This window comes from Streptomyces sp. NPDC051051 (assembly GCF_040682975.1).
Lineage (GTDB): Bacteria > Actinomycetota > Actinomycetes > Streptomycetales > Streptomycetaceae > Streptomyces.
Window position 1 is genome coordinate 84,494 of the sequence record NZ_JBFBCB010000007.1, and the last position, 22,361, is coordinate 106,854.

General features: G+C 71.7%; 15 protein-coding genes. 2 read left to right on the top strand and 13 right to left on the bottom strand.

The window, feature by feature from the left end:
* Window positions 1-34: 34 nt before the first annotated feature.
* From AB0N31_RS07900 to AB0N31_RS07935, 8 genes are all read right to left on the bottom strand, one after another.
* Window positions 35-1,723 (bottom strand): glycosyltransferase family 2 protein, encoded by a 1,689-nt coding sequence (locus AB0N31_RS07900; RefSeq protein ID WP_366057506.1) that lies wholly within the window; start codon window positions 1,721-1,723, stop codon window positions 35-37.
* Complete coding sequence (locus AB0N31_RS07905) at window positions 1,720-3,306, bottom strand: glycosyltransferase family 4 protein (protein WP_366057508.1); 1,587 nt, start codon at window positions 3,304-3,306, stop codon at window positions 1,720-1,722. Before AB0N31_RS07905 ends, AB0N31_RS07900 begins: the two co-directional genes overlap by 4 nt.
* 20 nt (window positions 3,307-3,326) lie before the next feature.
* On the bottom strand, window positions 3,327-5,912 hold the full coding sequence (locus AB0N31_RS07910; protein WP_366057509.1) for a glycosyltransferase: 2,586 nt from the start codon (window positions 5,910-5,912) through the stop codon (window positions 3,327-3,329).
* A gap of 83 nt (window positions 5,913-5,995) precedes the next feature.
* Window positions 5,996-7,012 carry a Gfo/Idh/MocA family oxidoreductase gene (locus AB0N31_RS07915; protein WP_366057510.1) on the bottom strand — a complete coding sequence of 339 codons (1,017 nt, stop codon included), beginning with the start codon at window positions 7,010-7,012 and terminating at the stop codon, window positions 5,996-5,998.
* The gene (locus AB0N31_RS07920) at window positions 7,009-8,124 is read right to left on the bottom strand and encodes a DegT/DnrJ/EryC1/StrS family aminotransferase (protein ID WP_366057511.1); all 1,116 of its coding nucleotides are present in this window, start codon (window positions 8,122-8,124) and stop codon (window positions 7,009-7,011) included. Before AB0N31_RS07920 ends, AB0N31_RS07915 begins: the two co-directional genes overlap by 4 nt.
* Window positions 8,125-8,583: 459 nt before the next feature.
* Window positions 8,584-12,714 carry an Rne/Rng family ribonuclease gene (locus AB0N31_RS07925; protein ID WP_366057512.1) on the bottom strand — a complete coding sequence of 1,377 codons (4,131 nt, stop codon included), beginning with the start codon at window positions 12,712-12,714 and terminating at the stop codon, window positions 8,584-8,586.
* 277 nt (window positions 12,715-12,991) lie between these two features.
* Window positions 12,992-13,756, bottom strand: coding sequence for a TIGR03936 family radical SAM-associated protein (locus AB0N31_RS07930; protein ID WP_366057513.1), 765 nt, complete (start codon window positions 13,754-13,756; stop codon window positions 12,992-12,994).
* A 48-nt stretch (window positions 13,757-13,804) separates the two neighbouring features.
* Window positions 13,805-14,860, bottom strand: a complete 1,056-nt coding sequence (locus tag AB0N31_RS07935; protein WP_366057514.1) for a hypothetical protein — start codon at window positions 14,858-14,860, stop codon at window positions 13,805-13,807.
* A gap of 338 nt (window positions 14,861-15,198) precedes the next feature.
* On the opposite strand from AB0N31_RS07935, the gene AB0N31_RS07940 reads away from it, so the two are divergent.
* Complete coding sequence (locus tag AB0N31_RS07940) at window positions 15,199-16,761, top strand: recombinase family protein (protein ID WP_366057614.1); 1,563 nt, start codon at window positions 15,199-15,201, stop codon at window positions 16,759-16,761.
* Between the two features lie 220 nt (window positions 16,762-16,981).
* On the opposite strand, the gene AB0N31_RS07945 is transcribed toward AB0N31_RS07940, so the two are convergent.
* The 4 genes from AB0N31_RS07945 to AB0N31_RS07960 all read right to left on the bottom strand — a co-directional run bounded on the left by AB0N31_RS07945 (window position 16,982) and on the right by AB0N31_RS07960 (window position 20,473).
* Window positions 16,982-18,448 carry a replication initiator gene (locus AB0N31_RS07945; RefSeq protein ID WP_366057615.1) on the bottom strand — a complete coding sequence of 489 codons (1,467 nt, stop codon included), beginning with the start codon at window positions 18,446-18,448 and terminating at the stop codon, window positions 16,982-16,984.
* Between the two features lie 182 nt (window positions 18,449-18,630).
* Window positions 18,631-18,828 carry a hypothetical protein gene (locus AB0N31_RS07950; RefSeq protein ID WP_366057515.1) on the bottom strand — a complete coding sequence of 66 codons (198 nt, stop codon included), beginning with the start codon at window positions 18,826-18,828 and terminating at the stop codon, window positions 18,631-18,633.
* A complete protein-coding gene (locus AB0N31_RS07955) occupies window positions 18,825-20,126 on the bottom strand; it encodes an FtsK/SpoIIIE domain-containing protein (protein WP_366057616.1) in 1,302 nt (433 codons plus the stop codon). Before AB0N31_RS07955 ends, AB0N31_RS07950 begins: the two co-directional genes overlap by 4 nt.
* Window positions 20,126-20,473 (bottom strand): hypothetical protein, encoded by a 348-nt coding sequence (locus tag AB0N31_RS07960; RefSeq protein ID WP_366057517.1) that lies wholly within the window; start codon window positions 20,471-20,473, stop codon window positions 20,126-20,128. The genes AB0N31_RS07955 and AB0N31_RS07960 overlap by 1 nt, the downstream gene beginning before the upstream one ends.
* A gap of 168 nt (window positions 20,474-20,641) precedes the next feature.
* Between AB0N31_RS07960 and AB0N31_RS07965 the strand changes: the two genes are divergently transcribed.
* Window positions 20,642-21,421, top strand: coding sequence for a GntR family transcriptional regulator (locus AB0N31_RS07965; protein WP_366057518.1), 780 nt, complete (start codon window positions 20,642-20,644; stop codon window positions 21,419-21,421).
* A 410-nt stretch (window positions 21,422-21,831) separates the two neighbouring features.
* On the opposite strand, the gene AB0N31_RS07970 is transcribed toward AB0N31_RS07965, so the two are convergent.
* Window positions 21,832-22,134, bottom strand: coding sequence for a hypothetical protein (locus tag AB0N31_RS07970; protein ID WP_366057519.1), 303 nt, complete (start codon window positions 22,132-22,134; stop codon window positions 21,832-21,834).
* Window positions 22,135-22,361 lie beyond the last annotated feature (227 nt).

Below are 22,361 nucleotides of genomic sequence, written 5' to 3' on the forward strand. Positions count from 1 at the left end.
ACGGTGGCTACTTCCTTCTGGAACCCGTTCGGCTTCAGGAACCGTTCGACTTCGACTTCTTGGAACCGTTCGACTTCGAGCCGACGGAGCGGGACTTCACCTTCCGCGCCAGACGCCCGAGCGCCCGCCGCACCAAAGTCCTCTTCGGGGGATACAGCTGGGCCGTGTCGATCACCACACGCCCCTTGTCGTTCACGATGGCAGACGCCCGGTACGGATCGTCGTCCCGGCCCCATCGCCGGGCGAGCGGCATGGGCAGTCCCGCACCGCGCACCGGGATCTCGTACGTCCGGCCGGCGAGGTCCAGGTACACCCGGGCGCCCCGCTTGGCGGTGACGTACTCCAGCGGCACCCGGGCGTGCAGCACACTGCCCGCGCCGTCCTGGGCCGGCTCCACCCGCATCTCGCCGACCGGCGCCGGCAGCGCGTGGTCCACCTTGAGCCGGCGCGCGCCCGGCTTGTCGGCCGACTTGGGCATGGCGCCCTTGGCGAGCCGCAGCACCGCCCCCGCGGCGTCCGTCTGCCCGACCACGGGTACCCGCACGGACGCCGTGTAGGCGAGCCGGTCGCCCTGCTGCTCCCAGTCGGAGGCGAGCAGCTCGGTGCCCTGGGCCAGGCGGCCCGGGACCGACTCCTCGATCAGCTCGTAGACACGGTCGGGGAGGCCGAGGAGCGGGTCGCGGAAGCCGGGGTAGCGGGCGTAGGCCCGCCCGCCCTCGACGACGAACGGCGGCGCCCCGTGCTCCTGCTCGGCGCTGATCGCCTCGGACAGCGCGTCGACCGCCCCCGCGTGGGCCAGGGCGATGCGCACCCGGCGCTTGACGTCCATGGCGTCGCGGATGCCGTCGGTGAAGTAGGTGTCGGCGAGCCGCGCGATGCCCGCGCAGAGCTGCCGCTGCAGCTCGCGGTCCAGGGTCGGGAAGTCGTCCTGGACGAGCTTGGCCAGCTCCCAGGTGAAGTGCCGGCGCAGGACGGCGTCGCGCTTCGGGCCCGCCTCGATGAGCCCGGCGGTGAAGTCCATGATCTCCGCGGCGGCCCGCAGCCGCGCCAGGTGGTCGGCGCGGTAGGTGATGTTGCTGGCGTCGCCGCGCTTGACCGCGAAGTAGCAGATGTAGTCGGCCACCACCGAGATCTTCCGGGCGCGCACGCACGCCTCGATGGTGAACGGCTGGTCACTGCCCACGGGCAGGTGCTCCGGGAAGCGCAGCTTGTGCTTCTCGACGAGGTCCCGGCGGAACAGCTTGGTGTTGGCGAGGGTGAACGGCAGCGCGGAGTCGTACAGGCTGACGTCCGGGTCGTTCTCCTTGTACAGCGCCTGGTGGACGTACCGGCCGTTGGTGCCGACCATCTTGCCGACCACGACGTCCGAGTCGTGGCGGTCGGCGCACTTCACCATGCGCTCCAGCGCTTCCTCGCCGAGGTAGTCGTCGGAGCCTATGAAGTACACGTACCGCCCGGTGGCCACTTCCAGCGCCCTGTTGCTGGGCGCGGCCGGGCCACCGGAGTTGGGCTGGTGGAGCACCTTGACGGTGTCCGGGTACAGCGCCGCGAACCGGTCGAGTTCGCGGCCGCTGTCGTCGGTGGAGCCGTCGTCGACGGCGACGATCTCCAGCCGGTCACGCCCGATGCTCTGCCCGACGAGGGAGTTCAGGCACTCCGTCAGGTACGGCATGGTGTTGTAGACGGCGACGACGACAGTGACGTCGGGAACGGCCCCGTTCATGAACCCGCCTTCGAGGATCTGGAGACCAACCGGGTGTACAGCCCGTCCAGCACCTCGGCCTGCGCCTCCCACGTCCAGGTGTCGAGCAGCCCGGGCTTGTCGTAGGCGGCCGTGTACTTCTCCGGGTCGGCCAGTACGGCCTTGATGGCGCGGGCGAGATCGTCGACGTCCTCGGCCCGGCAGACCTCGCCCTGTCCGGTGGACCGGGTCACCTCGGACATGGTCTTCACATCGCTGACCACCAGCGGCAGCCGCGCGTGGGAGTACTCGAAGAACTTCGTGATCAGGGCGATCTCGTGGTTCGGCCAGTGGTGGATCGGGATGCAGCCGACGTTCGCCGCGGCCAGGAAGCGGACCACCTGCCAGTGCTTGACGTACGGCACGGCGTGCAGCCGGTCGCCCACGCCGAGTTCCTGCGCACGGCGCAGCAGACCCTGTATGTAGCCGGCGGCCGGCGCGGGGACGACGAACGCCATGTGGACGCCGTCCAGCTTCGGCAGGGCCTCCACCATGTCCCCGAGACCGCGCTGCGGGCCGGGCGAGCCGCTGTAGACGACCAGCGGGACGTCCGGTCCGATGCCGCACAGGGCGCGCAGGTCCGGCTCCGGCTCGGCCTCGTCGTCGAGCACCGGGTCCCGCTCGACGGGCCGGTCGGGGGCGTTGAGGACCACGGTCGGCTGTTCCTTGAGGCCGTGGCGCTCCACCAGCAGGTCGGCCAGGCCCTCGGAGACGGTGACCACGGCGTCGGCGAACGGGGCGTACTCGCTCTCGTGCGCGGTGTTGCCGGGGATCCAGTGGGCGTTGTCCTCCCAGGGGCGCACCCCGGGCAGGAACTCGTGGGCGTCCCACACCAGCTTGACCGTCCGGCCGGCGGCACGGGCCCGCACCGCGGCACGGGCGCCGACTCCGAGCATCCGGAAGTCGTTGGCGTGGATGAGATCGGGCTTGAGGGCGTCGATCTCCTTGCCGTAGGTCAGCTCGTAGTCCCACAGCACGGGCTCCAGGCGACGCCAGGCACGCCTGCCCTTGGCCGCCTTCCACAGGGCCGTGAAGGCCCGGTCCACGGGCCCGCGCAGAGCACGGCCCGCCTTCTGCGCCTGGCTGCTCTGGCGGGCCCGGAACTCGATCCACTTCTGCATGAACCGGGAGACCGGTCCGGCCACCACGAGGCGCAGCTTCTCGACCCGGCGGAACAGCGGGCTGCCCACGGCCTGCGGCGCCACCTTCAGGGCGGCCCGGCGGGCGGCGAGGTCCGCGCGCCACGCCTTGGCCCACTGCCGGCGGTAGGCGGCCAGTGGCCCCGGCGGGTAGGCGAACGGACGGCGCAGCGGCGAGCGGTGCCGCTCGGCGTGCCGCTTGGCCAGCGGCGTCTTCAGCGGCAGCAGCCGCACCTCGGCGTCGCCGAGCTTCCAGGTGCGCCCGTTGCCCGAGCGGACGAGGCCGAGGAGCACCACGTCCCAGCCGGCGGCCGCCGCGGACTCCGCGGCCTTCTGCACGCGCGAGTCGCCGTCGACCTTGTTGTCGACCAGCATGACGACCCGGCCCTTGGTCGGGCGGGGCGCGTCGGTGCGCTGCGCTTCCATGAACAGCCTTTCTGAACCGGTCACTTCAGGAAATCGCTCAGGACCTGGGCGGTCCATGTGCCGTCGTGGTAGGTGCGGGCGAACTCGAGGGACTCCCGGCCGATCCGGGCCGTGCCCTCGGGATCACCGACGAGGCCTTCCAGCACCTCGCGGAGGGTCTCGGGGGTGGCGCTGACGATGGGCAGGGCGCCGTCCGTGGCGAGTTTCACGCTGTCGCTGATGTAGGCGACGACGGGCTTGCCGGCCGCCATCGCCTCCACGGCGAAGGTGCCGTAGCTGCCGGTGGTGAACTGGTCGAGCACGAGGTCGCAGCTCTGCACCAGCTCGCGCATCTCGGCCCACGGGATGCCCTCGGCGAGCCGGAACTCGATGACGCCCTGGTCGTGCAGCTCGGTGAGGACCGGCACGATCCGGTCGGTGCCCTTGGTCCACCGCTTCGACGGGGCGTGCAGCACCAGCGGCCGCTCGCGCTCCATGACCGGGCGGTCGGTGGCCCACTTGTCGACGTCCACGACGAGCGGCAGCCACTTCGCCGTCGGGAGGTCCTCCAGCAGGTCGGGCGTGGTGACGTAGAGCGGCAGTCCGGCCTCGGCCGCGATCCGCTTGTTCACCTCGACCTTGGCCTGGAGCTTCTTCGCGATGCCGTCGGGGGCGTCGTGGAACAGCGAGAAGGGGTGGCGCGCCATGTGGTCGGCGGGGTGCCGGATCTCACTGCCGTGGGCGAGCAGCGCCACCTTGATCCTGGCCTGCTTCAGGGCGTCCAGGTCACCGGCGATACTGGTGCCGTTGAGGTGCCCGAACACGGGCATGAAGGCGTCGACCAGCAGATGGGTGAAGCGGCCGATGACCCGCTCCATCTGCTGGACCTGCACGTCGAGGTCGCGCAACCGGTCCGCGTCCACGTACACGTCGGCCGGGTAGTCGAAGGACTCCGGCCGCTTGTTCATGACGACCTCGGCGGACACGTCCGGGTTGCGGCGCGTGACGGCCTGCGCGAACGCGGCGCCCTGGCCCGCGTAGTTGGCGGGGCCGAGACCGAGGCGGACCCGGGTGTCGCCGAGCCTGCGCCACAGCGGACGGCCGTCGGCACCGGTGTTGTCCGCCGTCCGTACCGCCTCCGGGGTCTCCTGGACCGTCCAGGACACGTCGGGCCGGGGGCCCGGCGGGGTCTTCTTCGACAGGTCCCGGTACAGCTGCAGCAGCTTGCCGCTCTGCGCCTCCCAGGACAGGTCGGTGAGGACGTCCTCGGTGATCGCGTCGGCGAGCTTGCCGCGGTTCTCCATGGCCCGCGCGGCGGCTTCGGCGAACGTCTTGGGGTCGTCCCACGTCCACACCTCGCCGAGGCCGTGCCGCTCCACGTACGCCTTGATGACCTTGACGTCGCTGGTGACCAGCGGCAGCCCGGCCTGGAGGTACTCGGAGACCTTCGTCGGCAGCGACACCTCGCAGTTGGGGACGCGCCGGAAGGGGGTGAGACCGAGGTCGGCGGAGGAGAGGTAGTCGGCGACCTCGTGCTGCGGCACGTACGGCACCAGGTGGATCCGGTCGCGTACGCCCAGCGCCTCGGCCCGCGTGAGGAGTTGCTCCAGAAGGGGCGTCATCCGGCCGTGCACCAGGGCGAGGTGGAAGCCGGGCAGCTGCGGCAGACCGTCGATGACGGCGTCCACGCCGCGCTCCGGACCGATCCAGCCCGAGTAGACCATCAGCGGGACCTCGGGACCCAGCCCGCAGGCCGCACGCACCGACGAGGCGGCCGTGCCGCCCCCGATCACCTCGCGGACCGGCGCGTTGCCGACCACCAGCGGCGCCGTCGCCAGCCCGTGGTCGTTCTTCAGCAGCTCCGCCATCTGGCTGGAGACGGTGACGACGGCGTCGGCCCGGCCGATGAACTCGGCCTCCACCGCGGGCAGCGCGTACGCCTGGCGGGGGTGCGGCCACTCCACGCCCTTGACGTACTCGTGCGCGTCGTACAGCCAGGCGCACTTGCGGCCCCGGGCGCGCAGCCGGGCGGCGCTGAGGGCTGCCGTCGCGATCATCGTCACGTCGTTGGCGTGGATGACGTCCGGCTCGATCTCCTCGATCACCGGGCCGAAGGCGAGGTCGAGGTCGACCACCTGCGGCCAGTCGATCCGCCAGTCCCTGGCCACGTCGTCCTTGGACTTGTGCCGCTGCTCCCACTTGAACGCCTGCACCCGGAGCCGGTGGACCGACCGGCGCGCCCGGAGCACCGCCTTGATCGACGTACGGCGCGGAGCGCTCGCCCAGTTGCTCTCGGCCGACTTCTGCCGGACCCAGGCCCGGTACTCCGCGGTGTAACGGTTCAGAGCCGCCTGGTCCGGAAGGTGGAACTGGGTGGCCACGGCCCGCAGGGAGCGCTCCCTGCGCACCTTCACACCGCGCAGGTAGTCCGAACTCACCGGCACCCGGATGACGTCGATCGGCCCCATCTTCGACCGCTGGACGCGCTTGGTGTCGCTCCGGCCGATCAGGGTGACGTCCCAGCCGTCTCGGGCCGCGGCGACGGCTGTCTTCTGGACACGGGAGTCACCCGTGATGCCGTTGGCGACGATCACTGCGATCCTCGGCCTGCGGGCAGGGGATTCCATTACGTACTTCCTCCGGGGGTACAGGAGCGCGGCCCCCCCTGTTCCAGGGGGGGCCGGCGGGTGGCAGTGGCGCGCACCGGAAGCTACCGGGCAGCCACGTGCTCGACCGGGTCGATATGGACGGTACCGCCGTTGGTCGCCGAAGCGAGAACCGCCGCAGCGACCTCCACGGTACGCATGCCCTGCCGCAGGGTGCAGATGTCGGCGGGCTCGCCGAGCACCGCGTCCCGGAACAGCTCGTGCTCCACCTGCAGCGGCTCGCGCTTCGGGATGGCGTAGCGGATCATGTCGCCCTCGGAGACACCGCGGAAGGCCTGGAGGGCCTCCCACTCGGTGGTCACCGCCGCGTTGGAGTGGAAGGTCAGGTCGGCGGTGAGGGTGTCGGCGATGAAGCAGCCGCGCTCGCCGGTGACCGAGGTGAACCGCTCCTTGAGCGGGCTCAGCCAGTTGACCAGGTGGTTGACCATGGTGCCGTCGTCCAGGCGGCCGACCGCGGAGACCATGTCCTCGTGCTCACGGCCGCTCTTGGAGACGGTGTGCGCGGCGATGGACACGTACTGACGGCCCGTCACCCAGCCGGTGAGGTCGATGTCGTGCGTGGCCAGGTCCTTGACCACGCCGACGTCGGCGATGCGGTGCGGGAACGGCCCCTGGCGGCGGGTGACGACCTGGTAGACGTCGCCCAGCTCGCCGGCCTCCAGGCGGGCGCGCAGCGAGCGCAGTGCCGGGTTGCACCGCTCGATGTGGCCCACGCCGGCCACCAGGCCGCGCGACTCGAAGGCCTCGACGAGCCGGCGGGCGCCCTCGACGGTGTCGGCGACCGGCTTCTCGATCAGCGCGCAGACGCCGGCGTCGGCGAGCGCCAGACCGACCTCTTCGTGCAGATGGGTGGGGCAGGCCACGACCGTGTAGTCCACGCCCAGCGCGATCAGTTCTTCGACCGTGTTCAGGACCGGCACACCCTGCGCGGCACCGAACTTGTCGCCCATCGGGTCGACGACGCCGACGAAGTCGACGCCGTCCAGGCCCGCCAGGACACGGGCGTGGTGACGCCCCATCGAGCCGAGGCCGACGAGTCCGGCCCGCAGAGGCTTGGTCACAGCTGCTCTCCCAGCGCGTTCACGGCGGTCACGATGCGCTCCAGGTCCTGCGCCGACAGCGCGGGGTGGACGGGAAGCGAGACGACCTCGGCGGCCGCGCGCTCCGTCTCCGGCAGGTCCCAGGAACGGCCCGCCTTCTGGTCCGGCTCCCAGTACGGCTTGAGCCGGTGGATCGGGGTCGGGTAGTAGACCGCGTTGCCGACGCCGGCCTCGGTCAGCTTGGCCATGGCGGCCTCGCGGTCACCCTGGATGCGCACCGTGTACTGGTGGTACACGTGGCGCGCGCCCTCGGCGACCTTCGGAGCCACCACGTTCGGCGCGGTGATGTGCTCGGTGAGGTAGGTGGCGTTGGCGATGCGCTGCCCGGTCCAGCCGCCGAGCTTGGCGCGCTGCACGCGGCCGATCGCGGCGGACACGTCCGTCATCCGCACGTTGGCGCCGACGATCTCGTTGGCGTACCGCTGCTCCATGCCCTGGTTGCGCAGCAGGCGCAGGGTGCGCGCGACCTCCGCGTCAGCCGTGGAGATCATGCCGCCCTCGAGGCTGTGCATGTTCTTGGTCGGGTAGAAGCTGAAGGTGCCCGCGGAGCCGAACGCACCGACCGGCGTGCCGTGCAGCGCGGCCGAGTGGGCCTGGCAGGCGTCCTCGACGACGGCGAGCCCGTGCGCTTGCGCGATCGCCATGATCCGGTCCATCGCGGCCGGGTGGCCGTAGAGGTGGACGGGCATGACGGCGGCGGTGCGCGGGGTGATCGCGGCCTCGAAGGCGGCCGGGTCCAGGCAGAAGGTGTCGGCCTCGATGTCGGCGAAGACCACGTCCGCACCCACCAGGCGCACCGCGTTGGCGGAGGCGGCGAACGAGAACGAGGGGACGACGACCTCGTCGCCCGGACCGATGCCGAGGGCCAGCAGCGTCAGGTGCAGCGCCGAGGTGCCGGAGTTGACGGCGACACAGTGGCGCCCGTCGACCAGCTCCGAGAACTCCTCCTCGAAGGCGGCCACCTCGGGCCCCTGGACGACGCGGCCACTGCGCAGTACGCGGACCGCGGCCTCGATCTCCTCCTCGCCGATCACAGGCTTGGCGGCCGGTATGAACTCATGGGCGTCGGTCATCGACATCCCCTCCTCTACGGCGACCTCAAAGGCGCGTCGTGCTTCATCGGGAAGGGGCCGCGTCGAGATCAGCACGGCCGCATCCCTGGGTGTTCACCGCTGCCTGTGGGCGGGCGAACGGCTTGTACACAGGACCCCGCCCCCCGAGGGTTCCTTGCGGGAAGACAGCCGTATCCGAGCCGGAGGGCCGGAGGTGCTGGTCGGCTGCGGTCCCGGCGGGCATGGCTGTCGCCACCGAGACCACGGTTCACGTTACCAGCACGGAGACGGCGATTTTCCCCAGGGTTACCACAGAGAAACCTGTTCTTGAGGTCCGCTTCATCACAAGCGAGAGACAGGTTAACGCGCGCCCGAACGCCGGGCGACGCGGCACGACAGGAGCGGCGGCGGGCGCCACCCGGTTGCCACCGGGCGTCACCCGCCGCCGTCGTCCGGCCGGCCGCGGGGCCGGCGGGACGATCAGTCCTCCGTGCCGGCCGAGACGGACGGCACGGCCTGCTGCGCCGCCGCGGTCGTCGTCTTCGACGCCGCCGACTTCGCGGCCTTCTTGGCCGTCGTCTTCTTGGCCACCGTCTTCTTCGCGGCCGTCTTCTTCGCGACGGTCTTCTTGGTGGCGGCCTTCTTCGCCGTGGCCTTCTTCGCCGTCTTGCGGGCGGCCGTCTTCTTGACCGGGGCACCCTCCTCCGGCTCCTCGGCGGTGGCCGCGGCCTCCGCCGGGACCTCGACCGAAGGCTCGGCCGGGGCCTCCGTGGAGGCGTCCACCGTAACCTCCGCCGCGACCGACGGGACGACCACGACGGCCGTCTCCTCGGGTGCGGTGGGCGCGGTGGCCTTGCGCACGGCGCGGCGCCGCGGACGGGCCGGGGCCGCGCTCTCGACGACCGGCTCGGCCACGGGCTCCGCGGCCGGCTCGGTGACGGACTCGGCCCGCGCCTCGGGCTGCTCCGCCGGAACCTGTGCGGGCGCCGGCTCGGCGACCGTCACCACGGCGGCTTCCGCACCGGCGGGCGAACCGGCCGGCGCGGACACCTTGCGCGTGGCCCGCCGACGCGTACGGCCCTTGGGCGCCGCCTCCTCGACGGCGGGGGCCTCGGCCACGGGGGCCTCGACGACCGGGTCCTCGACGGCCGTCGGCGCGGCGTGCGCGACGGCGGCCTCGGCCGGCTGCACCGGGCGCTCGGCCTCCGCCTCGGCGGTCACGTCCTGCGCCGTGGGCGCGTCCGCGACCGGCTCGGACACGGCCTCCCGCTTCGGCGCACCGCTCCTCGGCGTACCCGCGGGGGCCGAGGCCCGGCGGCTCGACCGGCGGCGGCCACGGCCGCGGCCGGCGGCGGCCTCCGCCTCGGCGACGCTGCTGTACAGCTCCTCGTCGGGCTCGAAGTCGGGCGCCTCCAGGGCGATCGGCTCGGCCGCCTCGGCGGCGACCTCGGCCACGCTCTCGGTCTCCTCGCCGGCGCTCACCACGGTCTCGGCGGCGGTCTCGTGCTCGTGCTCGTGGGCGTCGCCGCCCCGACCGCGCTTCTTGCTGCGCTTACCGCCGCCACCGACGGCGGTCGGCTGGTCGAGGTGGACGATGACACCGCGGCCGTTGCAGTGGACGCAGGTCTCGGAGAACGACTCCAGCAGGCCCTGGCCGACCCGCTTACGGGTCATCTGCACCAGACCCAGCGAGGTCACCTCGGCGACCTGGTGCTTGGTGCGGTCCCGGCCCAGGCACTCCAGCAGGCGCCGCAGCACCAGGTCCCGGTTGGACTCCAGCACCATGTCGATGAAGTCGATGACGATGATGCCGCCGAGGTCGCGCAGCCTGAGCTGGCGCACGATCTCCTCGGCCGCCTCCAGGTTGTTCCTGGTGACCGTCTCCTCGAGGTTGCCGCCCTGACCGGTGAACTTGCCGGTGTTGACGTCGACGACGACCATCGCCTCGGTCCGGTCGATCACCAGCGAACCGCCGCTGGGCAGCCAGACCTTGCGGTCCAGTGCCTTGGCGAGCTGCTCGTCGATCCGGTAGGTGGCGAAGACGTCGACCTCGGAGGTCCACTTCGACAGCCGGTCGGCCAGGTCCGGGGCGACGTGGGAGACGTAGCCGTGGATGGTCGACCAGGCCTCGTCTCCGCTGACGACGACCTTGGTGAAGTCCTCGTTGAAGATGTCACGGACGACGCGGACGGTCATGTCCGGCTCGCCGTACAGCAGCGTCGGGGCGTTGCCGCTCTTGGCCTTCTTCTGGATGTCCTCCCACTGCGACTGGAGCCGCTCGACGTCACGGCGCAGCTCGTCCTCGCTCGCGCCCTCGGCGGCGGTGCGCACGATGACGCCCGCGTCCTCGGGGACGATCTTCTTGAGGATGCTCTTCAGCCGGGCCCGCTCGGTGTCGGGCAGCTTGCGGCTGATGCCGGTCATCGAGCCCTCGGGCACGTACACGAGGTAGCGGCCCGGCAGGGAGACCTGGCTGGTCAGACGGGCGCCCTTGTGCCCGATCGGGTCCTTGGTGACCTGGGTGAGGACCGGCTGGCCGGACTTCAGGGCGGACTCGATGCGGCGCGGCCCGTTGGCCATGCCCAGCGCCTCGAAGTTGACCTCGCCGGCGTACAGGACGGCGTTGCGGCCCTTGCCGATGTCGATGAAGGCGGCCTCCATCGACGGCAGCACGTTCTGGACCTTGCCCAGGTAGACGTTGCCGACGTAGGAGGTGGCCTGCTCCTTGTTGACGTAGTGCTCGACGAGCACGCCGTCCTCCAGGACGCCGATCTGCGTGCGGTCGCCGTGCTGGCGGACGACCATCACGCGCTCGACGGCCTCGCGGCGGGCCAGGAACTCGGCCTCGGTGATGATCGGGACGCGGCGGCGGCCCTGCTCACGGCCCTCGCGGCGGCGCTGCTTCTTCGCCTCCAGACGGGTCGAGCCCTTGATGGACTGGACCTCGTCGGACGGCTCGCCGGCCTTGCGCGGCTCGCGGACCTTGACGACGGTGCGCTCCGGGTCGCCGGCGCCCGGCTCGGCGTCGGTCGAGGAGTCCCCGGCACGGCGCCGACGACGGCGGCGGCGACGGCTGCCCGCGGTGGAGCCCGTCTCGTCGTCGGCGGAGCCCTCCTCGGCGTCCTCGTCCTCCTGCTCGGCGGTGTCCTCGACGTCCTGCGCGGCCTGCTCGGCGGCCAGGTCGTCGACGTCGGCGTCGGCCTCACCGGAGTCGCCCTCGGCGCTGTCACCACGACGGCGGCGACGGCCACCCCGGCGGCGACGGCGGCGCGACGCGCCCTCGTCGGTGTCGTCGTCACCGTCGTCGGTGTCGTCGGCGGCCTCGTCGGCCTCCTCCGGCTCCGTCTCGTCCTCGGCGGCGGGCTCGGCGGCCACGGCCGGCTCGGCGGGCTCCTCGGCGGGACCGGCGGCCCTACGCCTGCGGCGGCGCCGCGACCCGGTCTGCTCCTCCGGAAGCTCCTCGGCGACCTCGACCGGCGGCGCCACGGGCTCCTCGACGGGCTCCTCCACCTCGGTCCCGGTGGCAGCAGCCTCGGCGGCGGCGCGCTCGGGCGTCTGGAAGCGCGGCTCGGTGAACACGGGCGCCTGGAAGACGGCGACCGCGGGACGGGCGGGACGACGCGGGGCGTCCTCCTCACCGGCCGGACGCGGAGGCGCGGAGAAGCCGACGGCGGCCTTGCGGGTGACGCGCCGACGCCCACGGCGGGGGCCGGCCTCCTCCTCGGCCTGCGCTGCGGGCGCCTCGGGCGCCTTCGTCTCCACGACGGCGGGCTCGGCGGGAGCCTCGGCCTGCTCCGGCTGCTCCGGCGCCTCGGCGGGCGCGGTGGCGGCACGGGCGGCCCGACGGCGCGTGCGGCCCCTGGGCGCCGCCTCCTCGGCGACGGGCGCCTCGGCGGGCTCGGCCTGCTCGGCCACGGCGGGCGCCTCGGCGACCTGGGCGGCGGTCTCAGCGGCCTCGGCGGCCTCGGCCGCCTGCGGCGCACCGGTAGGTGCCGTCGCCCGGCGCGTGGCCCTGCGGCGGCTCCGCCCGGCGGGCGCGACCTCGGCGGGCTCCGCCGTCACGGCGGCCTCGGGGGTCTCGCTCTCGGGTGTCTCCGTGGTGGTCGCCGGGGTCTCGGTCTGCTCCACGGCGGCGGGTGCCGTCACGGTGCGGGTGGCCCGGCGGCGGGTACGGCGCGGTGCGGGTTCCTCTGCGGGGGCCTGCTCCGCGGCGGCGACGGCCTCGGTCGGCTCCACCGGCGCGGCGGCGGGCGCGGGCACCACGGTCTCGGCGGCCTCGGCCGCGGCGGAGGCACCGGCCGGAGCACCGGCGGGCGCGGACGCCCGGCGGCTGGCGCGACGGCGCGGACGGGCGGCGGGCGCGGCCTCCGCGGCCTCGACGGCGGTGTCAGCCGTCGTCTCTTCCCCGGTGTCCTCCGCGGCCAGGTCGGCAGCGGTCCCGGCGGCCGCCGAGGTCGGCTCGACGGTCTCGGCGGAGGCCTCGGCGGCGCCGGCCGGCGGGCCCGCCGGCCGGGAGGCGGCACGGCGCCGACGACGCGGCGGCAGGGTGTCGCTCGGGGTGTTCGATGCGGAGTCCGGAACGGACTCTGTGGATTCGGTCGGTTCGAGCATGCGGGCGTATCTCCCGTCAGGCTCCCGGGCGCCGCGCTGGTCCGGTGCCGATCACGGTGGATCGGTCGCCGTTGACGTCCGCGGCTCGCGCTGTGCGCGGTGCCGCCGTCCGGGGCGCGGGCGCCGCACGGGAGCTCTCTAGTGTCCTGTCTCGCCGGTTCCGTACACCGAATGTGCACGGCCTGGCGAAAGTCTTGTGGTCGGTGCGCTGCCCGACCCAGGTGGCTCCCGAGTGCGAGGGCTGCGCTACGACGTGCGTCCCTGTGCGGAACCTTCCTTACGCCGGCGCCTTCGCGGCGGCAGTCGCATCGGCCGTTGTCAGGGCCTCGGCTGCCTCGCGGTCGGGCGCGAGCGGGTCGGTCACCGCGCCGGTCTCTTCATCGAACAGCCCCTGCGCCAGCCTGGTCACCCCTGCGGGGACCGGCGGCGCCAGGTCGGCCACGGCGCGAAGACCGGACAGGACGTCGTCGGGTCGAACGGCAGGCGTCACGTGCCGAACAACCAGCCGCAGTATCGCACAGGGCTGGTCCGTCGGCCTATCGGCCTGTGGATCCAGTGTTTCGAGGTGTACGACGGCGGAGCGGGCGTCGAAGGTGCGGACGCCGTTCTTCATCAGCCGCTGGACCTCGACGGTGTCGGCCGCGACGAACGCGGCCACCGCGCGGTCGGCTTCCGCGGGGTCCACGCCCGGCAGGCGCATCTCCCACACGGAGGCCGTGAGCCGGTCGGCGAGCCCCGACGTACGGGCCTCGACCGCGTCGACGATGTCGAGCCCGGTGGGCAACGACTCGTCGAGCAGCTCACGCAGCTTCTGCGGGTCCCGCGCCTCGGTGAGCGCGATCTCCAGATACTCCGCCTCGCTGCCCGTGCCGGTGGGTGCGGCATTGGCGTACGACACCTTCGGGTGCGGCGTGAACCCCGCCGAGTACGCCATCGGCACCTCGGCACGGCGCAGCGCGCGCTCGAAGGCACGCTGGAAGTCACGGTGGCTGGTGAACCGGAGGCGGCCGCGCTTGGTGTAGCGCAGGCGGATGCGCTGCACCGCGGGTGCGGGCGGCGGGCCTTCGGGCTGTCGCTTGCCCAGTGTCGTTCAGTCCTTCGTGAGAGCGGTCGTACTGCTATCAAGAGTACGTGCCCCGCGCCCGGAAGGTTCCCTCCGGGCCACGGGCCCGGGCCGCCGGGGCTCGCCGAACAGCAGCCGTCGCACGTCGGCGCGCGCCTGCCGCACGGACGCGCGGGCGGCGGCCAGGGCCTGCCGTCCGGTGCGGCCCACGGCGCGCGCGGCCTCGGCGGCGGGCCGCAGCACGATGTCGCGGACGAGGTGCCCGACCGGCGTCAGCACGCTGCGGTACAGCCGGCGCACCGGCTCCACGAAGATCCACCGCAGGAGGGTCCCGAGGATCCGTCCGACGGCGAGCGAGAGGTGTCCGGCGATCCGCCAGGCGTGCCGGAGGGCGTCCCACACCTCCCGCCCGACGACGGCGAGGCCCCGGCCGACCGGCGCGAGGACCCACCGCCACAGGGCCGACGCGGGCAGCGCCACGAGGACGACGAGGGCGCGGACGACCCAGTACAGGACCCGGCCGATCCCGGTGACGAGCAGGGCGAGCAGCCGCCACACCCCCAGCGCGCACCAGGCGATCGCCCGCCCGGCAGGGGTGAGGACCCGGCCGTACAGCCAACGGGCGGGTACGGCGACCAGACACCGCGCCAGCCGGGCCAGGATTGCTCCCAGGCCGACGACCGCGGGGGTGAGGACATGCGCGTACAGCCAGGCCAGGGCGTGGCCGACGGGGGTGAGGAGGTGGCGGTGGCACCACACCAGCGGGGCGACGACCAGCACCTGCGCCAGCCAGGCCAGGGCCTTGCCGACGGGGACGACGGCGTACCGCCACAGGCCCGTCAGGGGCAGGACCACGAGGACCCTGCCCAGCCACAGCAGGGCCCGGCCGAGCGGGCGCAGCAGAATGCCGTTCAGGAAGCGGCCGGCGACGACGAGCGCGTCCCACGCCATGCGCACCGGCAGGACCAGTACGAGCGCGACGATCCGCACGGGCAGCCGGATCGCGACGACGAGACACCCCTCGGGCTGCTGCGGCGCGGGCCGGCGGACGGGCGGTCCGCCGGACGGTTCGTCGAGGTCCATACCCACGAGGACGCCACGGCGGCCCGTCCGGATCCCGTGGTCGCCACCTCGCGCGCCCCGACTTCGCGCCGCCGCCCGGAAGACCCGCGTCATCGGACGCCCGGACGCCCGCCCACGTACGAGGGCCCGGCCGCACCGAACGGTGCGGCCGGGCCCTCCCGCGCGCGGTGGCGCTACTTCACGACCGTCAGCGGCAGCAGCTTCTTGCCCGTGGGGCCGATCTGGATGGAGGTGTCCATCGCCGGGCATATGGAAAAACGCTTAAAACCAGGCCTACGCTGGCCCGCATGAGGAAACGAGGACAGCGCCGGTCCGCAGCGGACCGAGCGGCCTACAGCGTGGAAGCCGAGTGGACGGAAGCCGACCTTGCACTGTTGGAGGAGCTGAAGCGGGCTGAGGAGTTACTCCCCGAGGACGCCCCGCGGGCCCTGCTGTCCGTCCGCTTGTCCGTGTTGACGGACGAGTCGACGTCGCCGGTACGGCAGGAGCTCGACCTCCGCATCCTGGCCAGGGAACGAGGTTGCCGGGTCGTCGGGGTCGCCTCCGACCTGAACGTGTCGGCGACGAAGGTTCCGCCGTGGAAGAGGAAGGAGCTCGGGGACTGGCTGAACAACCGCTCCCCCGAGTTCGACGAGATCCTGTTCTGGAAGCTCGACCGCTTCGTACGTCGCCTCTCCGATCTCTCGACGATGATCGAGTGGAGCCTGAAGCGAGGGAAGAACCTCGTATCGAAGAACGACAGCCTCGATCTGACCACGACGGCCGGAAAGATCATGGTCACGATCATCGGCGGTATCGCCGAGATCGAGGCGGCCAACACCTCCACCCGGGTCTCCAACCTGTGGGACTACGCGAAGACCCAGGAGGAATGGATCATCGGCAAGCCGGCGTTCGGCTACGTCACGGCCGAGGACGCGGCGGGGAAGCTCGTTCTCGTCATCGACCCCGAGGCGTCCAAGGCGCTGCACTGGGCCCGCCGGATGGCGCTCCGAGGGCGCTCCGCCCGGTTCATGGTGCGTTGCCTGAAGCGGTCCGGCCTCATGAGCCAGGGGCTCACCGTGGCCACGCTCCACCGCCGACTCCGCAACCCCGCGCTCCTCGGCTACCGGGTGGAGGAGGACAAGCAGGGAGGACAACGACGCTCGAAGCCGCTGCTCGGCAAGGACGGCAGGCCGATCAAGGTTGCTGCGCCGATCTTCACCGAGGAGGAGTTCGAGACCCTCGGCGCCGCTCTCGACAAGCGCAAGAAGAACCAGCCGCCGCGCCGTGTCGGCGGAGCGACGCAGTTCCTCGGCGTCCTGGTGTGCGCGGAGTGCAAGACGAACATGACGGTGCAGATCACCAACAACAAGATCGGGACGTACCAGTACCTGCGGTGCCGCAACTGCAAGAGCGGCGGGCTGGGCGCGCCCCATCCCGAGCGGGTCTACGAGCGCCTGGTGGAGGACGTGCTGAAGGTCCTCGGGGACTTCCCCGTGCAGGTTCGCCAGTACGCCGAGGGCGCCGAAGTGCGGCGAGAGATCAAGCGCCTGCAAGAGTCCATCGCGCTCTACATGAAGGAACTCGAACCTGGGGGCCGATACACGAAGACCAGGTTCACGAGGGAGCAGGCGGAGGTCACGCTCGACAAGCTCATCGGGGAGCTGAACGCCATCGACCCCGAGACGGCTCAGGATCGTTGGGTCAACGTCCACGGAGGCAAGACCTTCCGCGAGCACTGGCAGGAGGGCGGCATGGAAGCCATGGCCGCAGACCTGTACCGAGTCGGCATCCGATGCGAGGTCACCCGCACGAAGGTGCCGAAGGTGCGAGCCCCGAAGGTGCACCTCCGTCTGCTCATCCCGAAGGACGTACGCGAGCGGCTCGTGATCCGAGAGGACGACTTCGCGGACGCCCTCTGACGCCACCCGGCCGACGCACGCAAAGAGCCGCCTCCCCAAGGTGTACGGGGAGGCGGCTTCTCGTCTCACGCGAACCACGACGCGGGATCGAACGGTGTCTCGGTGCCGTCGTCGTCCACGATCACAATCTCGCTCTCGATCAGGCTCATGCGCTTCTCGTCCGAGTCACGAACCGAGGTGGGACGTAGCGGGTGCCGAGACTCGGGGTCAAGGGGAGTCGCTATCGGTCGCACCCCTCTTCCTGTCGCGCTTCTGCACCGAGCCGCCGAGACTCTGCAAGGTCCTCGGCGATTCCGGCCGCGATGAGAGCAGCTCCCGGAGTGTGTCCCGACCCGATATAGCGCCAGCTGGCGTCCGTGATCGCGTCGGGGATGTCGACGTGTCCGACGTGGTGGGCGCGTTCGGCGCGAAGCGCCGCGTACGTCGTCGAGTAGGCGCGGGATTTGGTGAGGATGTGGCCCCGATAGCCGAGGGTGTGAGTCCAGGCGCGTAGGTGCAGAGGCTCGTATTCAGGGAGGCCGCCGAGGCGCCAGCACGCCCGCATGAGGGAGCGGACGTGTTCGCTCACAGGCGCCGCGTCGATGTCGTCCCAGGCGGTGATCTTGTGGTCGGTACCGGCGCCTGTCTCGTCCGCGCCCTTGGTGACGTACTTGGCGACGTACGCGGCTACCGCGTCATCGTCGGGGCCGTCCCCGTGGGAGCGCAGGGGGCGGATGTCGATCTGAGAGCCCCATCCGAGAGTGAGTTCACCGAGGGCCGGGCTGTAGAGAGTGCGGACCAGGACCCGGCCGGCGGAGGCCCGCACGGCATCGGTCAGGCGCTCGGCGGTGCCCCAGGTCGGGGGTTCGTCGTCCGGTCCATTGGGGCCGTCGAGGCGGACCACGGCGTGGATGTGGACGGCCGCCCGTTTCTGGTACTCGGCGACGCGGGCGAAGGACAGCCGGGCGTGCGCCGCGAAGCGGGACTGGACGATGCCGGCCGAGGAGGCGAGGCGTCGCCGGACGTCGATGACGAAGCGGTCCCACAGCTTGGAGGCGTGCGCGTGCCACAGCACGTGGCCGGCGTGGTCGTAGCAGTTCAGGCACAGAGGTTGGCCGACGACGGATGAGTCCGGGGCGTGAGCGGCGCCGCAGCCGAGGGCACGGCCGTGTTCACAGGTGGTGCGGTCGCGGCGAGGCCGGCATCGTCCCCCGGCTCGGTGTACCGGTCCGAACGACGGTGCGGTCAGGGTGACGAACAGGCGGGGCCGGTTGCGGACCGTGGGAGGAACGTTCTTGCCGCCGAGGAGGCCCGCGCGGACGAGGTGGAAGGTGTCGCCCGCGTGGAGACGGGAGCAGGCGGGGCAGATGGTTGCGCGTCGGTTGCGGCAGCGGACGAGGAGGCGTTCACCGGGTTCGTCGCGGGTGTCGTAGTGGTGGAGGATCTCGCCGGTCTCCGCGTCCAGGGTCGATGTGGAGCCGGAGAGGTGGACGGGGTGTGCGCAGCCGCCGGTGGAAACGATCTGTTCGAGCCAGCGGGCGAACTGGGGGTCTTGGGCGAGGCGGATGGCGTCGCGGTCTGCTTCGGAGAGCTGACGCAGGCGCGCCGCGCGGTCGAGGACGGCGCGCCTGTCGGCCGGGGTGTACTGCGGGGTGATGGTGGTGACCTTCCGGGGTGAGCCGCGGTAGCGGCAGGGGTGTGGGTGGATGGCGTGTGGTGGGTCATGGGGATCACTCCGTTTCGTGGTCGGTGGGGGTTCAGCGGATGGTGCCGGTGCCGCGGCAGATGCGGCAGCGGCGCAGGCGTCCTGTCCAGGTCTTGCGGGCGCCGTCACCCTTGCAGTGGGGGCACCTCACGCGGGGCATGGGCATGGTCCGGTGTCCTTTCCGCTCAGGTGTGGGAGAAGCCGCTGATGACCCAGGTGACGAGGCCGTGGACGGTGAAGACGACGGGGGTCTGTCCGAGGTAGAGGCCGAAGAGGCCGACGCAGACCGCTTCCCAGGCGCGCACGTCGCGGGAGCGGACGAGGAGGACGGTGACGATCCCGAAGACCACCGCGAACGTGAACGCCGTACCTTCGCTGATCACTTGTTGTCTCCTTCGAGTGCGGCGAGTGCGCGGGCGACGAGAGGCAGTTCCGGGGTCATTGCGGAGTGCTTCCGGGCGGTGGCCACGGCTTCATCGGTGGGGGTGAGGTGGGAACGGGCGCGGCTCCAGCCGCCGTCAGGGCCGGTGCACACGGCCACCCCACGTTCTTCTGCCGTGATGGCTTGGGCGACGGCCACGGCGTCTTTGTTGAGGTCGCCGAGGGTCATTTCCGCGGTGCCGGGGTCGTTGACCCGGTGGCAGATGCGGCCGGCGAGCTGGGCACGCAGGGCGGTGACGCCGGGACCGAGGTCGGATCCGACGCGTTGGCCGGCGATGACCAGGTGGATGCCGAGGGCGGCGCCGAGCTGGGCGAGGCGCAGCAGGAGCGTGGAGCACTGTTCGGCTTCCGCCTTGCTCTCACGGGTGCCGTCGGACAGGTACAGCTCCGCGATCTCGTCGACCAGGACGACGACCGGGACCGGGCGGAGCTTGTCCGGCAGCTCCCAGACGGAGCGGACCCCGGCCGACCGGCAGGCGCTCATCCGGTCCTGCATTTCGACGACGAGGGCGGAGAGAACCGCGACCGCTTCCCGTCGGCAGGTGGCCAGCGCGGTCAGCCGTCCGGCGAAGAGGCCGAGTTCCATGCCGCCCTTGCAATCGATGCCGACCAAGGCCACGCGCTGTGTGGCGAGTTGGGTGATGAGCCGGGCCAGCAGGGTGGACTTGCCGGACCGGGTGGCCCCGGTGATCAGCCAGTGCGGGACCAGGCGGAGGTTCATCACCCATGCGCCGCCGGTCTCCAGCGCGCCGATGAGAGCGCAGAGGAGTTCGGCCGGAGCCGTGGCTAAGCCGGGCCGCTCCAGCGGATCACTGGCCATCGCGGTCAGCAGCACGAGTCCCCGTTCCGGGGAGGTGACCCGGACCGCGTGCACCTTCCATGCGTGCACGAAGGCGTCCGCCGCCTTCAGGTACGTCGCCGGGGTCTGGCCCGCGTGCAGTCGCACGGCCACCGTCAGCCCCATCGGCGTGGCACGAGGGAACGAGCACCGAGGAGCCACCGGCCGCACGGGGTCACCCTTGACCAGCAGGTGACCGACGAGGGTCCGGGCCGGGAGCCGGGACACCGCGAGGTCGTTGAGGACGGCGACCCGGCGCCAGGTGAACACCATCCGCCAGGCGGTCACCGGGTAGCCGACGACGTACCAGTGCCAGACCGGACGATGCCGGCGCACCAGGTCGCCGACCACGAGCATCCAGGCGAGGACGGCCAAGGCGAAGGCGAGCATGACGGGTCCCATCACGCGTCACCGCCCTTGCCGTGCGCGGCAGCCGCTCGCACGGGGGTGATGGCGTCGGCCCGGAAGCTGACGCCGTGGCGGTCGCCCATCGACCACATGAACGCCATCAGGCCGGTGACCTTGACGATCTGTCCCTCTTCGATCCCGGTCGGCTCACCGCTGACGGCGATCTCGATGACGGAGATCCGCCGCCGGTCCTGCCGCACGGTGACGGCCACGGTGTAGACGGGATTGCCGTCCCGGTCCTTCTTCACCTCCTGTGTCTCGGAGTTGCTGATCTTCACTTCCGGCGCGATGGCGCACCGCAGTACGCCGAGCCGCGTCGTGTCCACGGGAATGGACTGCATGTTCTTTGGCCTCCTAGGCCTGTCACGACGCCAATCTGATACTGACGTCACTTGTCCTTACGAGTGATGACTATGGAGCGCTGTACGGCGAGAGCGCAACTACTTATGCTGACGAGTGATGTCGCGCGTGCGACGTGCCTACGACCCCGAGCCGTCGGAGATGCAGAGATGTCGGAGATCCAGCGCCCCGGAGCCCTCTACCAGCAGGTGGCCGCCGCCATCCGCGAAGCGATCCTGTCCGGCGAGTACGAACCAGGCGCCCCGCTGCCCTCCGAGGCGCAGCTCATGGACCTCTACAAGGTCTCGCGTCCAACCGTTCGCAACGCGGTCTCCGCACTGCGCGCGGAAGGACTGATCGACGTCCGCCACGGCAAGGGCAGCTTCGTGCGCGCCGACGGACGACCCGTCGTCAGCCTGCCCAGCTACGTGGGGCGCACCACTGGAGGTCAATTCGTCCTGCACGGCGCCACGACTTGGGAACAGGCCGAGCAGCCCAGCACCTACCGCACGCACGCCACCGAAGCCACGGCACACCTTCTGGAGATCCAGGCCGAGGAAGCGATCTTCGGTTGTGACCGGCTGCTGACCGATCCGGCAACCGGCACCCGTGCGATGCACCGCACGCTGATCCCGTTCGCCACCGCCGAGGCCGTACCCGATCTCGCCGCAGCACCGGACGCCGAACCCGCAGCGGTCTACGCGATGCTGACGAAGGCCGGACACAAGCTGTGGTGGTCCGAGACGGTACGCGCCCGCATGCCGCTCCCCGACGAGCGCACCGCGCTGCGCCTGCCCGACGCGACCCCGGTCCTGCACCTGTCCCGCGTCACCTGCGGCACCGACGACCAGGCCCTGATCCTCGAAGAACTCCGCATCGGAGCGGACCGCGCCGAACTCACCCACAGGATCACCGCCGAGAAGGAGCCCACCCGACGCCGCCAGGCGTGAACGACAACGGGGATCGGTCGAAACAGTCTTCACTTCCTCAAGGGCGCGCCTGCGGCGCGCCGGGTCGCCCGGCCGCCCCGGCCGGGCGTGCGGCGTGGACGCCGGTCCCGGCCGGTCGCCGGACGCCCCACACGGCAGCCGGCCCGAGGAGTCGAAGCGTCGACCGACCGCCGAGGGCCGGATCCCACGGGGCTGGGGGTCGCCGGCCTCCGGGACTTTAGGCAGCCACCATGGGGCGAGCCTCGAAGAACAGGGGGCCAATCGGGCACAACCGCGGGCAGGTCCAGTACCTGCCCGATTCGCCGGGCGAGCGTATGGCCCCCTGTTCACTCGCCCCATGGCAGCTCCCGCCCAAAGTCCCTCCAGCCGACGACGTGCCCACGCGCGCCGCTCACCAGCGGAAACACCCCTCACCGGGCACCGCCGTCATCACCATCGGCACGCGTCTCCAAGAGCTGGGCGAGCCGGTCCGCGGCGTCCGGCAGGCCCGCCAGCCGCACCACTCCGCGCCCGTGCTCATTCGTCGAGGCAACGGCCCGGAACTGCGACAGCTCGAAGCCGGCTCCCAGCAGAGCCCGATTCAGTCGGTCGGCGGACTCCCGCGCCACGCCCCAACCCGCCAGGTAGTCGACGCCACGCACCCACAGACCTGATTCCATCCCCGTGACGTCGTCCAGACCGTCATCGAGCCAGTCCTCCCGCGAACCAGACACCTTCGCTCACCTCAACTTGATGGGTCGTCAACTCCTTTGATTCCAGGGTCAGAAGCGACGCAGCACAGCGACCCCGGTACCATCTGGCACCGGGGAACGCTGTGTCCCCAACCGGGCCACCCTTCGCTTTCCAGGGCTGATGGGGTGGCCCGGTCTCGGTATGAGGTTGTGAAGCACGGCCCCTCACGCAGGGGGCACAGGGGAGGTCACCCCGGAGAGGGACCGTG